Origin of the sequence: Desulfosporosinus sp. SYSU MS00001 (assembly GCF_049943955.1) — a bacterium.
Lineage (GTDB): Bacteria > Bacillota > Desulfitobacteriia > Desulfitobacteriales > Desulfitobacteriaceae > Desulfosporosinus.
In genome coordinates this window covers 196,255-210,582 of sequence record NZ_JBNFTW010000004.1, presented here as the reverse complement: position 1 = coordinate 210,582, position 14,328 = coordinate 196,255, and the positions used below count along the sequence as shown (strand labels likewise).

10 protein-coding genes are annotated in these 14,328 nt (G+C 44.6%); 1 reads left to right on the top strand and 9 read right to left on the bottom strand.

Annotated elements, in window-relative coordinates; all coding sequences use genetic code 11:
* Positions 1–84 precede the first annotated feature (84 nt).
* The 4 genes from ACPUYX_RS09710 to ACPUYX_RS09695 form a co-directional block, all read right to left on the bottom strand.
* Positions 85–1,083: an alpha-hydroxy-acid oxidizing protein gene (locus ACPUYX_RS09710; RefSeq protein WP_426379612.1), complete on the bottom strand. Its 999-nt coding sequence runs from the start codon at positions 1,081–1,083 to the stop codon at positions 85–87.
* A 135-nt stretch (positions 1,084–1,218) separates the two neighbouring features.
* Positions 1,219–4,074, bottom strand: a complete 2,856-nt coding sequence (gene uvrA, locus ACPUYX_RS09705) for an excinuclease ABC subunit UvrA (RefSeq protein ID WP_426379461.1) — start codon at positions 4,072–4,074, stop codon at positions 1,219–1,221.
* Between the two features lie 49 nt (positions 4,075–4,123).
* Positions 4,124–6,172 (bottom strand): excinuclease ABC subunit UvrB, encoded by a 2,049-nt coding sequence (gene uvrB / locus ACPUYX_RS09700; protein WP_426379460.1) that lies wholly within the window; start codon positions 6,170–6,172, stop codon positions 4,124–4,126.
* A 442-nt stretch (positions 6,173–6,614) separates the two neighbouring features.
* On the bottom strand, positions 6,615–8,012 hold the full coding sequence (locus ACPUYX_RS09695; RefSeq protein WP_426379459.1) for a sugar ABC transporter substrate-binding protein: 1,398 nt from the start codon (positions 8,010–8,012) through the stop codon (positions 6,615–6,617).
* 145 nt (positions 8,013–8,157) lie between these two features.
* Between ACPUYX_RS09695 and ACPUYX_RS09690 the strand changes: the two genes are divergently transcribed.
* The gene (locus ACPUYX_RS09690; RefSeq protein ID WP_426379458.1) at positions 8,158–9,000 is read left to right on the top strand and encodes an HDOD domain-containing protein; all 843 of its coding nucleotides are present in this window, start codon (positions 8,158–8,160) and stop codon (positions 8,998–9,000) included.
* 4 nt (positions 9,001–9,004) lie between these two features.
* On the opposite strand, the gene ACPUYX_RS09685 is transcribed toward ACPUYX_RS09690, so the two are convergent.
* The 5 genes from ACPUYX_RS09685 to ftsE form a co-directional block, all read right to left on the bottom strand.
* On the bottom strand, positions 9,005–10,051 hold the full coding sequence (locus ACPUYX_RS09685) for a hypothetical protein (protein WP_426379457.1): 1,047 nt from the start codon (positions 10,049–10,051) through the stop codon (positions 9,005–9,007).
* Between the two features lie 186 nt (positions 10,052–10,237).
* Positions 10,238–11,419 (bottom strand): S41 family peptidase, encoded by a 1,182-nt coding sequence (locus ACPUYX_RS09680; protein ID WP_426379456.1) that lies wholly within the window; start codon positions 11,417–11,419, stop codon positions 10,238–10,240.
* A 72-nt stretch (positions 11,420–11,491) separates the two neighbouring features.
* Entirely contained in the window at positions 11,492–12,637 is a 1,146-nt protein-coding gene (locus ACPUYX_RS09675) for a murein hydrolase activator EnvC family protein (RefSeq protein ID WP_426379455.1), read from the bottom strand.
* A gap of 86 nt (positions 12,638–12,723) precedes the next feature.
* On the bottom strand, positions 12,724–13,614 hold the full coding sequence (gene ftsX / locus ACPUYX_RS09670) for a permease-like cell division protein FtsX (protein ID WP_426379454.1): 891 nt from the start codon (positions 13,612–13,614) through the stop codon (positions 12,724–12,726).
* Positions 13,604–14,290, bottom strand: coding sequence for a cell division ATP-binding protein FtsE (ftsE, locus tag ACPUYX_RS09665; protein WP_426379453.1), 687 nt, complete (start codon positions 14,288–14,290; stop codon positions 13,604–13,606). Before ftsE ends, ftsX begins: the two co-directional genes overlap by 11 nt.
* Positions 14,291–14,328 lie beyond the last annotated feature (38 nt).

Below are 14,328 nucleotides of genomic sequence, written 5' to 3'. Positions count from 1 at the left end.
TCTTGTGCCAGAATGCACGAGGGCCTTCCATTCATTATATTAATGGAAGGCCCCCGTGCATTCTGCTATGCTAGTTTTCCTGTTTTAAAATATAACATCCATAGTGATATCATCCAGAGAAGTGCATCCTGTCAAGATCATAGCTTGCTTTAATTCATTCGTCATCCTGCGCACAGCTAAGGCTACTCCCTCAGCGCCTCCGCCATAGGCAGCAATGACAAGAGGACGTCCAATGAGGACTGCATCCGCTCCAAGAGCCAGCATCTTTAAGACATCAACCCCTGACCGGATTCCCCCGTCAACGAGGACCGCAATTCGTCCATCGACAGCTGCCGCAATTTCCGGCAGAGTCTCAGCCGTTCCCGGAGTATGATCAATCATTCGTCCGCCGTGATTAGAAACAACGATTCCCGCCGCACCGGCTTCAATTGCCAATTCGGCTTCATCAACAGTCATAATTCCCTTAAGGATCACCGGCAGCTTCGTACTGGATATAATCAATTTCAGATCATCCAGCGGCTTAGGGCCCACGGGCATCGTAATCAAACCTGCAGCATCAACATCCATGCCAACGGCAACAACGTTCGCTTCCTCAGCACGCTTAAGACATTTAATGACTTCCTCAGGCTCTCTGGGTTTTGTGAAAGGTATACCACGTCCTTGAAATTTAGCGATTTGATCCACACCACTATTATATAGAGCAACGTCCGGGCCGTCACCAGTCGTTCCCAAAGATCCCTCGGCCTGACAACCTCGAAGAATAGCCTCCGCCCATTCCTCTTCGTTCAAGGCTCCGCCCATATTGAACTTATTGCCTGTTATGGGGGCAGCAATGATCGGGGCAGCCAATTCTTGTCCAAAAAGCTCCAGCTTTGTATTGGGATTTTTGACCCCATGGAGTGTCCTTAAATTTATCCGATAGGCAGCCAGGGCTTCGACGTTATTCTTAAAGGAAGCACCGGTACCGGCACCGCCCATCCCCGGAACTTCGCCGACACAGGCTTTGCCATTGCATTCAGGACAAATCCGGCAATATCCTTTAAGTTTTTCACGGGCAGTTTCGCGAACTGTCTTCATCGTCATTTTCATTACTTATTCCCCACATTCCTTTAAATAATAGTCCCTGTGCATGAGGACTTAACACCCTAACAAGTGAACTCGCTTACCCTAAAGCTGAACATCGGGGCTTAAAAACTGGATAAAGATTAAAAATCTCTATTAAGAATTAATAATCTTACCCAATTCTTCCGCATGCGTTTGAGAAAGAAAACGTCCAAGATATTGTCCTGTATATGATGAAGGAAAAGCGGCCACATCCTCAGGCGTGCCTGTGATAACAACCTCGCCACCTTTATCTCCTCCTTCAGGTCCAAGGTCGATAAGCCAATCGGCAGTTTTTATCACGTCGAGATTGTGCTCAATAATGAGTACAGTATCTCCGACGTCCACTAAACGGTGCAGGACTTGGAGAAGTTTGTCAATATCTGCCATGTGCAATCCGGTGGTAGGTTCATCAAGAATATAGATGGTTTTTCCCGTACTGCGCCGGCTTAGTTCCGTAGCCAGTTTAATGCGTTGAGCTTCTCCCCCGGATAAGGTTGTCGCAGGCTGTCCTAGATGGATATACCCAAGTCCGACGTCCTGAAGGGTTTGAAGTTTCCTCGCTATTTTAGGAACAGCTTGAAAAAACTCTACAGCTTCATCTACGGTCATGTCCAAAACTTGAGAAATGCTTTTCCCTTTATAGCGAACTTCAAGAGTTTCCCGATTGTATCGCTTTCCTTCACAAACTTCACAAGGAACGTAAACGTCAGGAAGAAAATGCATCTCAATTTTAATAATTCCATCTCCGTGACAAGCTTCACAGCGCCCGCCTTTAACGTTAAAGCTAAACCGTCCAGGTTTATAACCTCTCATCTTAGCTTCAGGAGTCAAGGAGAATAGTTCGCGTATCAAATCAAAAACGCCTGTATACGTCGCCGGATTGGAACGGGGGGTTCGTCCGATAGGCGATTGGTCAATATCAATAATCTTATCCAGGTACTCCAATCCTGCCAAGCTCTCGAAAGCACCGGGGCGCTGCCGAGCTCCGTTAAGCTTTGCAGCCAGGCCTTTATAAATGATCTCATTAACCAAAGTGCTCTTTCCTGAACCGGAAACCCCGGTAACGCAAGTCAAAAGCCCTAAAGGGATCCGTGCTTCAATATTTTTCAGATTGTTTTCCCGAGCCCCGGATACTTCCAACCATTTGCCATTGGTTTCTCTCCGTTTCTCAGGTACGGGGATTTGTTTTTCCCCGCTCAAATACTGGCCCGTTACCGACTTCTTATTGGCCATTATTTGTTGAATTGTTCCTTCAGCCACAACATAACCACCGTGGGCCCCGGCCCCTGGCCCAATGTCAATAATATGGTCGGCTTCAATCATTGTGTCTTCATCGTGTTCGACAACAATTAACGTATTTCCTAAGTCCCTTAAGCGTTTTAGGGTGGAAAGCAGTCGGGCATTGTCCCGTTGATGAAGACCAATACTTGGTTCATCCAACACATATAGTACACCCGTAAGGCTCGACCCAATTTGGGTGGCAAGGCGAATTCGCTGAGCTTCTCCCCCGGAGAGCGTACCTGCGGAACGGGCCATGGTAAGATAGTCTAATCCTACATTGATTAGGAAGCCCAATCTCTCTCTGATTTCCTTCAAAATTTGATAAGCGATCGTTTCTTCTTTCGATGTTAGTGTCAAATGATTAATAAACTCAATGGCCTCCGTAATGGAAAGGCGGGATAAATCATCAATGGAAATACCGCCCACTTTTACTGCCAGGGCTTCAGGTTTTAAGCGCTTTCCATGACAGTCAGGACAAGGGCGTTCTGTCATATAACTTTCAATTTCGGTACGTACCATGTCGGAGGTAGACTCCCGATAACGCCGCTCAAACAATGGGATTAACCCTTCGAAGTTTGAATGATAGGTTTTTAACTGATCAAAAATATTGTGGTATTGAAAGCTAATAGGTGTTTCTGTACCATAGAGCAAACCCTGCCATTGCTTTTCAGAGAGTTTCTGCAGTGGAGTATCCATCCTAAAGCCCAGGTTTTGGGCTGCGGCCTCCATCATCTTGGGATAGTAAGTCGAGGTCGATTTAGCCCAGGGAGCTATAGCGCCTTCGGACAAGGATTTAGAACGGTCCGGAATAATCAAGTCAATATCTACGATGAGATTTGCACCTAAACCCGTACATGTGGGACAGGCTCCATAAGGACTGTTAAACGAAAAAAGCCGGGGAGAAATTTCCTCCAGTGCAATACCGCAGTCAGGACAGGCAAAATTTTCACTAAACAGCAGTTCGTCACCCTCTGTGACATCGATAATAACATTTCCTTCTCCAAGCTTAAGTGCCGTCTCTAAAGAATCTGCCAAGCGTTCAGCACTCTCGGGCTTGAGGATTATTCTGTCAATCACAACTTCAATCGAATGTTTTTTGTTTTTAACTAGTTTAATCTCTTCACTCAAATCATGAATTTCACCATCAACTCGGACTCGCACATATCCGGCCTTGCGGGCCTCTTCGAAAACTTTAAGATGTTCTCCTTTTTTCCCTTTGACCAAAGGAGCCAAAACTTGAAGTTTTGTACGCTCCGGCAACCCCAAAATCTGATCAACCATTTGTTGAACAGTTTGCTGTGAAATTTCACGTCCGCATTTTGGACAGTGAGGGTGACCTATGCGAGCATATAACAAACGCAAATAATCCGAAACTTCCGTTGCCGTTCCTACTGTTGAACGGGGATTTCGATTCGTTGTTTTCTGATCGATGGAAATTGCCGGAGAAAGTCCCTCGATGGAATCAACATCCGGCTTGTCCATTTGCCCTAAAAATTGCCGTGCATAGGCAGAAAGGGATTCAACATATCTCCGCTGGCCTTCAGCATAGATCGTATCAAAAGCCAGTGATGATTTTCCGGAACCAGACAAGCCGGTAATTACGACCAGTTTGTCCCGAGGGATATCAATATTAATATTCTTCAAATTATGAGCGCGTGCTCCACGCACACGCAAGTATTCCTGGCTCATGATTAGCCTCCTAAATTGTATCTACAGGGCAAGAGATCCACTCCCTTGTCTAACTTGTTTTCTTACTCTTTTTATGATTACTTTTAGCTCGGTTGTAACGGCTTCCGCTTCCACGCTGCTGGCTTGTCATTTTAAACTTATTCTCTTCACCTTTTAATTCTATCAAAGCATCACGAATTTCTGCGGCTCGTTCAAAATCTAAATTTTGAGCAGCGAGACGCATTTCCTGCTCTAAGTTTGCAGTAAGAGCAGCCAGCTCTTCAGGCGGAAGCTGTGAGCCGTAGGCTTTTTTTGTTTCAGCCACTTTTGTTGCTTCCGGCGCATCATGAACTATCTTGCGAATCGTTTGCGGGATAATCCCCATCTTCTTATTATAAGCCATTTGAATTGCCCGACGTCGATTTGTCTCATCGAGAGCCACTTGCATCGATTGAGTTATCTTATCTCCGTACATGATGACCTTTCCTTGAGCATTGCGCGCGGCACGGCCTATGGTCTGGATCAGTGAGCGATCAGATCTAAGGAAACCTTCTTTGTCAGCATCAAGAATGGCCACCAGAGAAACCTCAGGCAGATCCAGTCCTTCTCTCAGGAGATTGATACCAACGACAACGTCAATCATACCCAAGCGCAGCTCGCGCAGAATTTCAACACGTTCTAAGGTCTTAATATCAGAATGAAGATATTTTACCTTTATTTCCAGGTTTTTTAAATAATCGGTCAGATCTTCAGCCATCTTTTTGGTCAGCGTGGTAATTAGGACTCTTTCGCTGCGAGCAATTCGTTCGCGGATTTCTCCCAATAAATCGTCAATCTGTCCTTGCGTCGGACGGACCACCACCTCCGGATCAAGGAGACCCGTTGGACGGATAATTTGTTCAACGACTGTCGGGCAGTGAGCCAGTTCATAAGAACCCGGTGTGGCGCTGACAAAGATCGTTTGGTTAATTTTCTTTTCGAACTCAGCAAAGGTTAAGGGACGGTTATCTAAAGCAGAGGGAAGTCTAAAGCCAAAATCTACGAGCGTTGTCTTTCGTGAGCGGTCTCCTTCGTACATTCCTCTCACTTGGGGAACTGAAACATGAGATTCATCGATAAAAAGCAAGAAATCTTCCGGAAAATAGTGGAGTAAAGTATAAGGCGTCTCTCCCGGTTCACGGAACGTTAAATGCCGGGAGTAATTTTCAATCCCGTTGCAAAAGCCCATTTCTCTGAGCATTTCCAAATCATACCGTGTTCTCTGTTCAAGCCGTTGAGCCTCCAGGAGTTTATTTTGAGATTGCAAAACCTGCAGACGGTCAGCTAATTCGAGTTCAATATTCTCTGCAGCCTTCATGACTTTTTCTTGAGCCGTTACATAGTGTGAATTAGGGAAAATTGCGACATGGTTTCTTTCCCCCAAAATCTCCCCCGTTAACACATTGATTTCGTAAATGTGTTCAATTTCATCACCGAACATCTCAACCCGAAGAACTTTTTCACTAGATGATGCCGGGTAAATTTCTACAACGTCACCGCGCACACGGAAGGTTCCCCGAGTAAAAGCAATGTCATTGCGATCATATTGAATCGAAATCAATTTGCGTAGAATATCATTGCGATCAATAACTTGTCCCTGTCGCAAAGAAAGCACCAGGTCACGATACTCCTCAGGTGAACCCAAGCCATAAATACAGGAAACGCTGGCAACAACCAGAACATCCCGCCGCTCGAAAAGAGCGGCAGTAGCGGAGTGCCGCAATTTTTCGATCTCGTCGTTAATTGAAGCATCCTTCTCAATGAAGGTATCGCTGGAGGGAACGTAGGCCTCCGGCTGATAATAATCGTAGTAACTTACAAAATACTCTACGGCATTTTCGGGAAAATACTCTTTGAATTCACTGTAGAGCTGAGCCGCCAGTGTTTTATTATGGGCCAGAACGAGGGTCGGCCTTTGGACTTTCGTGATAATGTTTGCCATAGTAAAGGTCTTACCCGAGCCTGTGACCCCAAGCAACGTTTGGAAACGCCGTCCTTCCTTCACGCCGGCTGCCAAAGAATCGACGGCTTGGGGTTGATCCCCCGAAGATTGGTATGGAGCATGCAAACGAAATTCCATCCTTCGATCCCCTTTATAAAAGCAAGATAATTACAGTAAGATAATTCTTACTTACGAAATAGGTAAGGTAGTACTTAACATAAGAAAACGCATATAATTATAATTTTTCTAAGTTTATTTTACCTCTAAGGGAACGTATATTCAACAATTCAGCCCTCCGTAGCTTAAACCACCAAAAGATCCTTATTATTCCTAATCCTTACGCCCCCCCTTCCAACAGTGATACCCTTATTTTACTACACGGGGAACAAATTTGGAACTGGTGTTCTGGTAATATTTTGAGACAGCATTCATCTCACTACCTATAGAGGATGGGAGTCTTCCGCTGCACAATGATAAAAGCTCCTCCTTTTAGTAAATAGTTTCTTATTTTCAAACTGTCTACTAAAAGGGGAGCTAAACAATAGCTTCTCCCTAGCTCATTTTTTGTGTATGTTTTATGTCAGCTTCCGCTGTCTCCGCCGCCTCCACTGCTGCCTTTATCTTGAGATGACTGATCTCCCTGGGCTTGCGACGAACTTTGTGAGGATTGAGCTTTTTGTTCTTGCTGCAACATTTCCGGAGGCACTGTTTTTACTTGTTCGTTCGTTGTTTTTTCAGTCCCTATAACTTTTCCCTGTCCATCTAAATACTCTCGTGTAGTTTCCGTCTTAACTGTTTCCGTAACTTTTTTAACCCCTGGAGGAACATTTCCTTTATTTTGTCCTTGATTATCGCTGCCGCCAGACCCTTGCTGATCTCCTCCCTGGTCTTGACTGCCTCCTTGATTCTTACTGTCTCCCTGTGTTTTGCTCTGGCTCTGTGGTTTTGCTTTAGCAGTCTGCTGTTTTTGATCTTGTTCTGCACTCTGCATTGTTTTCACATAACTCTTTTGAATAACAGCCAGATTTTCTGGAGTCACCGTTTTAACCTGAACTATCTTGGCAGGAATTTCTCCTTGCTCACTGGTAATAGAATCACTGATATCAAGAGACTCCTTGTTAAGAATTTTTTGAGCCCACTGAAAGGCGTTAGCGCCTTGGAGATAGGGGTTGGTATCCACATCGCTTATCTGACTTCCTCCCGCCATCCGTTCCAGAGAAGGGATAGTTGCCTGTCCTCCGATCAGTAAAACCTTTTTATCCAATTGCAATTGTTTTAAAGCATCGCTGGCAACCTCCCCCAATTTTGCTGTATGGGCCAAAACAGCCTGAACTTTGCCAGGATTTTTTTGCATATAATCCGTCAGACTTTGCTTCGCTGTTGATTCCGATCCCGGGGGACTGGCAAACGTTTGCAGAGATATTTTGGGATACTTGCTGAGCACCGATTTATTTCCGGCCAGAAGTTCTTGTGAACCTGTCTCGCTGGGATCACCCTGCAAAATGATGACTTGTCCCTCTGAAACTTTGCTTACTAGGGATTGGGCCATAAGTTCACCCGTTTTTTCTTGATCCGGCGTTACTATTCCAGTGAGATTAATGCCAGCAGGTACTTGACTAAGAGCTAGGACCGATACTTTATCTGTCTGAGCATTTTTTAGAAGACTGGCGTTCCCTGCCTGATAGATTAATACTTTAGCCCCATTTAAGGCAGAATCGTCTCCGGATGTACTGGAATCAAGATATTTGACTTTAACGTCCTCTTTCTTTGCCAAATCATCAATACCTTTTGTAATCAGTAATTTATTAGGATCATTAGCATTTAACGAAACTGCTATAGTAGAAGTTTTCGATGTGCCGGCTGAAGAAGTTTTATTTTTGTTGCCTAAAAGGGCTTGAAGACCACAGCCACTTGTGGTTAAACTAAGACATAAACAAAAACTAAAAAAACTAACTAGGGTTCGTTTTCTTTTTGTCATGGAAACGCTCCTTTCGAACTCCTAATTTTGTCGTTAGTCTTCCCTTGTCATCTAAAATAATGCAGTTTGCCCAATCGCTTGTTTATGCGACATATAGCTGTTCCTTAATTTATATAACGTTCACTATTTTAAAGGAGGGCTGAAATTGCCTGTCAAATTGGAACACATTCTTAATCGTGTTAATGCACTTCCTCCTCTGCCAACTGCTGCCGTACAAATCGTTACCTTAACAAAAAATCCTTCAACTACGGTAAAAGAACTAGAAGCTGTTATCGGGCAAGACCCCGCTCTTGCTGCCGGAATGCTAAAACAGGCCAACTCTGCCTACTACGGCTACGCCCGCCGTATCTCCTCATTGCAAGAAGCCATTGTTATGTTAGGCTTTCAGTCAATACAAGGATTGGCCATGGCCTCTGCCGTAGCCCCGATGCTTAAAACCGGTCTCATCGGCTACGAAATTGAACAAGAAGGTCTCTGGAAACATTCCATGCTCACAGCTATGGCGGCAAAACGATTGTGTCAATATTTAAAACTTCCTTTTACTGAAGTTGCCTTTACTACCGGGTTGCTTCATGACATTGGGAAATTAGTTATTTCCATCTATATTCAGGAAGTTAATACCGTTTTGCTTAAGAAAGTTCAAGAAGCCGCCCTTTCTTATGTTGAACTTGAAGAAAAAGTTATTGGCTATGACCATGCAACAGTCGGCGGATACTTAGCCATCAACTGGAACCTGCCGGAAGATCTCGTGGAAGGAATCTCCTTTCATCATTCTCCCTTAAAGGCCCAAAACTACATGGATTTAGCATCAGTCATCCATATTGCCAATGGCCTGGCGAGCTTACTCGGTACCGGCGGGGGTGTGGACAGCTTCTTCAACCCCCTGCAGCAAGAAATCCTAGACCGCTTTAACCTCAAGGAAAAAGATCTAGAACGTCTTATTGCAGAAGTTGGCGAGTACCTTGTTGATCCTTCTATTTTTGGTTAGACAGTCAGACCCGCTTTAAATCCCCCATTAATTTCAGGTCTCCCAAAATGTTATTGAGTATGGTTTCCCTGTAACCATCGAGCCTTTCAAAATCTACAGTTTCGGTATAGTAGGCTTTGAGCCGTGATCTGTGGGTTTGCCAAGCCGCTAACGTTTCAATAAGTTTTTCCCCAAAAGGCTGTTCTAATCCCTGGTCGGATAAGTTATCCGGATTACCTTGCCAAATAGCTAAATGACGTTCCGGAAATACAATTCCTATGACTTCATCTGGATTAAGAGGATGTAAGACAATCTCAATTAATTGTCCAAGCTGCTGGGCTTCGCTTAAAACCCAATCTAAGGCATCTAACGTTTCGTCTCCTTCAAGACATATCTGATCGAAGTCCATGAGAAAATAAGGTGCAAGGTTAAGCCAGCCTTCTGTCGTCAAGCCATGTAAAAAATATGGATTAATACTGCTCTTTTGCAGTAGTTTCACAGCATTCTCTGCCAGTGGCCAAGGACCGGTATTTTCTTTCTTAACCTTCAGGCGAGCGGAATTGCCTAAAATCCAAGACATATCTTCACCTTTGTGCTTTCTTGCTGTACTTCTCCCGATTAAAGAACTTAATTCAACTGCCAATTCCTCTTCGACGCTCTGTTGAAGCAGCTGGAGTTGGGTTTCAAGCTTTAGAATATGTACCCGCTGCTTCTCAAGCTTTTGCTCATCGCAAAAATGATTGAAATCTATAAATGTTTCCACTACTCCCGGCGCACGCCAGCGCAGCGGTGAGATTTCCATCATATCCAGCATCACCAGTCCCAGACGCGGCACAATAAAACCTGCCATGGAATCAGGGTCTCGAGCTGAACGCATAAAATCAATCTCGTATCCCCGATCTAATAATTCCAAGCCAATTACTTTAATCAGGGTCGATTTACCTGTTCCGGGCCCCCCTAATAGTACATAGACTCTTTGCCAATTAGGCATCATATTGGGCAGCAGGGAAATATACCCTCGTGTCGTTATTCCTTCACCAAAGTAATGCCTCACCCCTGTTTTATGTCCCATCCTCAACCAACCCCCGTTGTTTTTTTATATCAGCCTAGTCTATGCAATTGCAACTGCGGGGGTGAATTCATTGATAAAAAAACGAGGCTGCGCAAACATGCCGGTTTGCTGCAGCCTCGTTTAGTTTAGTTTTATTTTATCAGTTTTTAAGACCCCCACTTCTATAAGTGGGGGTGGGTCCTGAGTTCACTTTAATTTTCCTTGTAACGTTTGAACCGCTTTTAAAAGCTGAGGGTCAAAATTAGTATCCGTCGGCGAAAGAGTGGCTTGCTGGCCTTTACTCAGTTCTGCCTTCACATCGGGCTCAATTCCAATTTTATGGATGGAGATCTTTTTAGGAGTAAGATATTTCGCTGTCGTTAGTTTAACGCTCGTCCCCGCATCAAGAGGGAAAATTGTTTGGACAATCCCTTTGCCGAACGTTTTCACGCCTACTAACGTTCCAGTTTTATCATCTTTAATGGCACCGGAGACAATCTCCGCAGCTGAAGCACTCTCTTCATTGACAAGGACGACTAAGGGCATCCCTAAATACGTCCCGGCAGCCATTTTAGTATCCACGTTCCCTTGTTTATCGACTATATACACCACAGGACCCGAGGGAACAAAATAACTCGCCACCTGAACTGCGGCATTAAGCTCACCGCCATGATTATATCTCAGATCCAAGATTATTCCTTTGTATTTTTTAATATTCATCGTGTTTAATGTGTCTTTCAATTCATCACCGGTATCTGAGGCAAACTGGGTGATATTAATATAAGCCATATCGGGATGCCCAGGTAAGGCTTCCCCATCGACGGTGGGGACTGTAATATCTTCCCTCGTCAAGCTCACCGTATAATTTTTGTTTGTGCTCGCCCGATATAAGCCCAAGACGACGTTTGTTCCGGGGTCACCGCGCATCAAGTTCACGGCTTTATCCTGGTCCATTCCCGTTGTATCGGTGTTATTAATTTTATTCACAACATCGCCAGGCAGAATTCCCGCTTTACTTGCTGGAGAATTTTTGATAGGGCGCAAAACTACAAGTTTTTTGGGATCCTTGAGACTTAATACAATCCCCACGCCACCAAACTTACCCTCGAGGGCCTGAAACAATTCCTGGTTCTCCTGAGCATTCATATAGGTTGAGTAGGGATCCCCTAAAATGTCAACAATTCCTTTCGTAGCTCCCTCAACTAATTGGGCATTCGAAACATTCTCGAGATAATCGCTGTGAATAAGTTGTGCAACATGAACCAAACGCCCGATATTATCGACGTTGGCGATCACAATTCCGCCTACGGTGGCGGTTACCAGCACACAAACAATAAGTAAGACAACGCCAATAGGTTTTAATATTCTTTTCCAATTCCACTCCTGCACTCAAAGTCAAACCCTTTCCTCAAGTCTTGCTCTATTATATGCTTATCCCCTTGCAGAAATACTGCTTATCCCTTAGTGGGAAAAAAATTGCAGTGGATCCGTTGGGTTCCCACTAACTCTTACCTCAAAATGCAAATGCGGACCAGTGCTCCAGCCAGTGGAACCAACGTAGCCAATCACTTGATTCGCTTCCACGGTTTGCCCTTCGGTAACATTCAGTTTTGATTGGTGTCCATAAAGTGAGGAAATCCCGTGGCCATGATCGATGATGACCATGTTGCCATAGGCAACATTCCAACCGGCCATGATAACTACCCCGCTTCCGGCAGCGTGAATCTCGGTACCCATGGGAGCCATTATATCCGTCCCTGTATGTAAGCTTTGCTGGTGGGTAATAGGATGAGTCCGCCAACCATAAGGATCACTGATCTCATAATGCCCCGGCAAGGGCCAAGTTGAGATAGTTCCGTCTCCTTTGTTTTTTCCGGCTTGAGCCGCCTGGAGTTTGCGAATCTTATCATTGAGAGCATTTGCCTCAGTTTGCAGGCGTTCTACTTCGTCATAAGATGCTTGGACTGCTTTCTGATTTTCCGCCAAGGCTACTTGCTGCTGAGCTTTCTTGCCATCAAGATCCTCTTTGGCCTTTGCCGCCTGAACTTGCAGCTGAGCCGCTTGATCCCTCTTTTTTTGTAATTCTTGTGTCTTTTGAGTAATTTTTTCTTTTTGATCCTTAATGTCTGTTAATAGCTTGTGATCATTGGCAATCAATTTATTAAAATATTCCATTCGCGTTATAAAATCACCCAAATTGGCGGACTGAAAGAGCAGTTCAAAATAGCTAATTTGCCCATTCTCATAAATCCCTCTTGCTCGTTTCCCGAGGGCGACTCTGCGATCGTCTAACTCCTGTTGTTTCTGTTCCAATTCTTTCTGTGCAGCCTGAACTTGAGTTTGGGCCTGGGTAAAAGCAAGCTGCTTTTGTGCCAGCAGCGACTGAGCATCAGAAATTTGAGTATCCAACTGAGCGAGCTGAGCTTTCAATTTATCTGCAGAATAGGTCAATTGGTGTAATTGGTTCTGCGCTTGATTCTTTTGACTGGAGATTGATTGCTGCTGTTCTACTGCGTCGTTAAGCTCACTGGCCTGAGAGGACACCCTTGAGGTCATAAGCAGCACAAGACATAGTGTCACGATTAGGCTCACTTTTTTCTTGAACATACACTCCCCCCTGAGACTCACAGATTCAAAAACGTGCCAAGGAATGCGTTATTACGCATCAACCTTAGCACACAACTCATTTTCGATCAGGAATGCAGGAATTTCTGCAAAGAAACCCCGCTGCCAACAGCACCCATAGCCATACCGGCAAGTAAAAGCCCTCCCAATACTTGACGAAAGAGGACAATATTGCTCACAACCGGTAAAAAGGTAAGGGTTGACTGAACATACATCGTTATCCAATTGTAGCCCATTCCGACAGTCAGCGCTGCCAGTCCCCCTCCCAGAAGGCCTAAGGTCAGTCCTTCAATAAGAAACGGCCAGCGTATAAATCCATTACTTGCTCCCACTAATTTCATGATCTGAATCTCGCGGCGTTTGGAAAAAACATTCATTTTAACATTAATAGAAATAAGCACCACCGACGCAACAGTAAAGGCACCAACAACACCAAAGCCGATCCACCTCAGCCATTTGGTAAATTGCAAAAGCTTATCAACATATCCTTGTCCATAACGTACAATATCAATTTCCGGTAAGGCCTGGATGGCAGCGGCAAGGTTTTCAACATCTTGAGGATTGGCTGCTTTAATCGTTAACTTATCCGGAAAGGGATTGGTCCCCCCCAGGTCTGTGACAAGATTACTTTGTGAACCTCCCATAGTTTTCCCGAAATTAGCCAGGGCTTGTTCCTTGGTCACAATAGTCACAGAAGAAACTCCCGTCATTCCTTGAATTTGACTCTGAAGAGTCTGAACTTGGTCCGCGGTCGCATCGTCTTTGACAAAAGCAGCAATTTCAAGCTGAGATTCAAAGGATTGGGCCACATTGGTAGCGTTGGCTAAAAAGAAGACGGAAAAGCCTAAGATAATGAGGGACACCATAACCGTCAGAACGGATGCAATACTTAGCCAAGGATTTCGTTTCATGGAATGACCGGTTTCACGCAGAATATAGCGAGGGAAATTAAACGTCATAACCGTATCCTCCCATTTCCTCATCACGTGCAACTCGACCATTTTCAATAGCAATGACTCGTTTTTGCATTTTATTAACAATAGCTCGAGCATGAGTAGCCATAACTATCGTTGTTCCCCGTTTATTAATGTTAAAAAGCAAGTCCATAATCCCCCATGCAGTCTCAGGATCAAGATTCCCTGTCGGCTCATCCGCCACTAATAAAGCAGGGTTGTTAATTATAGCCCGTGCCACACATACACGCTGCTGTTCCCCGCCTGACAATTCAGTGGGAAAGGCATTTTCTTTGCCCCCAAGTCCAACAAGTTCCAACATATTGCTGGTACGAGTTCGAACCTCTTTCCTAGAGACACCAATTACCTCAAGGGCAAAGGCTACATTTTCCTGAACAGTTTTATTAGGCAATAATTTGAAATCTTGAAAGATTACCCCAATGCTGCGCCGCAGGTAGGGAACTTCCCTTTCTTTCATCCGAACCAAATTTTTTCCGTTGATTTGAACCTGTCCCCGAGTTGGAGTTTCATCACGGTAGAACAATTTTATCAGAGTCGATTTACCGGCTCCGCTTGGACCTACCAAAAATACAAACTCCCCTTTGTCAATTTTCAGATTGACATCGACGAGGGCTCTGGCACCATTCGGATAAATCTTGGATACATTTCTTAACTGAATCATACAGTCCTCCTTGATTTTCGTGAGCCGCGCCCTTTTAC

Excerpts from the sequence above, each read along its gene's own strand:
- ACPUYX_RS09685 (WP_426379457.1), bottom strand. The coding sequence starts at position 10,051 with ATGGGACATAAAACAGGGGTGAGGCATTACTTTGGTGAAGGAATAACG.
- ACPUYX_RS09710 (WP_426379612.1), bottom strand. The coding sequence starts at position 1,083 with ATGACGATGAAGACAGTTCGCGAAACTGCCCGTGAAAAACTTAAAGGA.
- uvrB (WP_426379460.1), bottom strand. The coding sequence starts at position 6,172 with ATGGAATTTCGTTTGCATGCTCCATACCAATCTTCGGGGGATCAACCC.
- ACPUYX_RS09695 (WP_426379459.1), bottom strand. The coding sequence starts at position 8,012 with ATGACAAAAAGAAAACGAACCCTAGTTAGTTTTTTTAGTTTTTGTTTA.
- ACPUYX_RS09675 (WP_426379455.1), bottom strand. The coding sequence starts at position 12,637 with ATGTTCAAGAAAAAAGTGAGCCTAATCGTGACACTATGTCTTGTGCTG.
- ftsE (WP_426379453.1), bottom strand. The coding sequence starts at position 14,290 with ATGATTCAGTTAAGAAATGTATCCAAGATTTATCCGAATGGTGCCAGA.
- uvrA (WP_426379461.1), bottom strand. The coding sequence starts at position 4,074 with ATGAGCCAGGAATACTTGCGTGTGCGTGGAGCACGCGCTCATAATTTG.
- ftsX (WP_426379454.1), bottom strand. The coding sequence starts at position 13,614 with ATGACGTTTAATTTCCCTCGCTATATTCTGCGTGAAACCGGTCATTCC.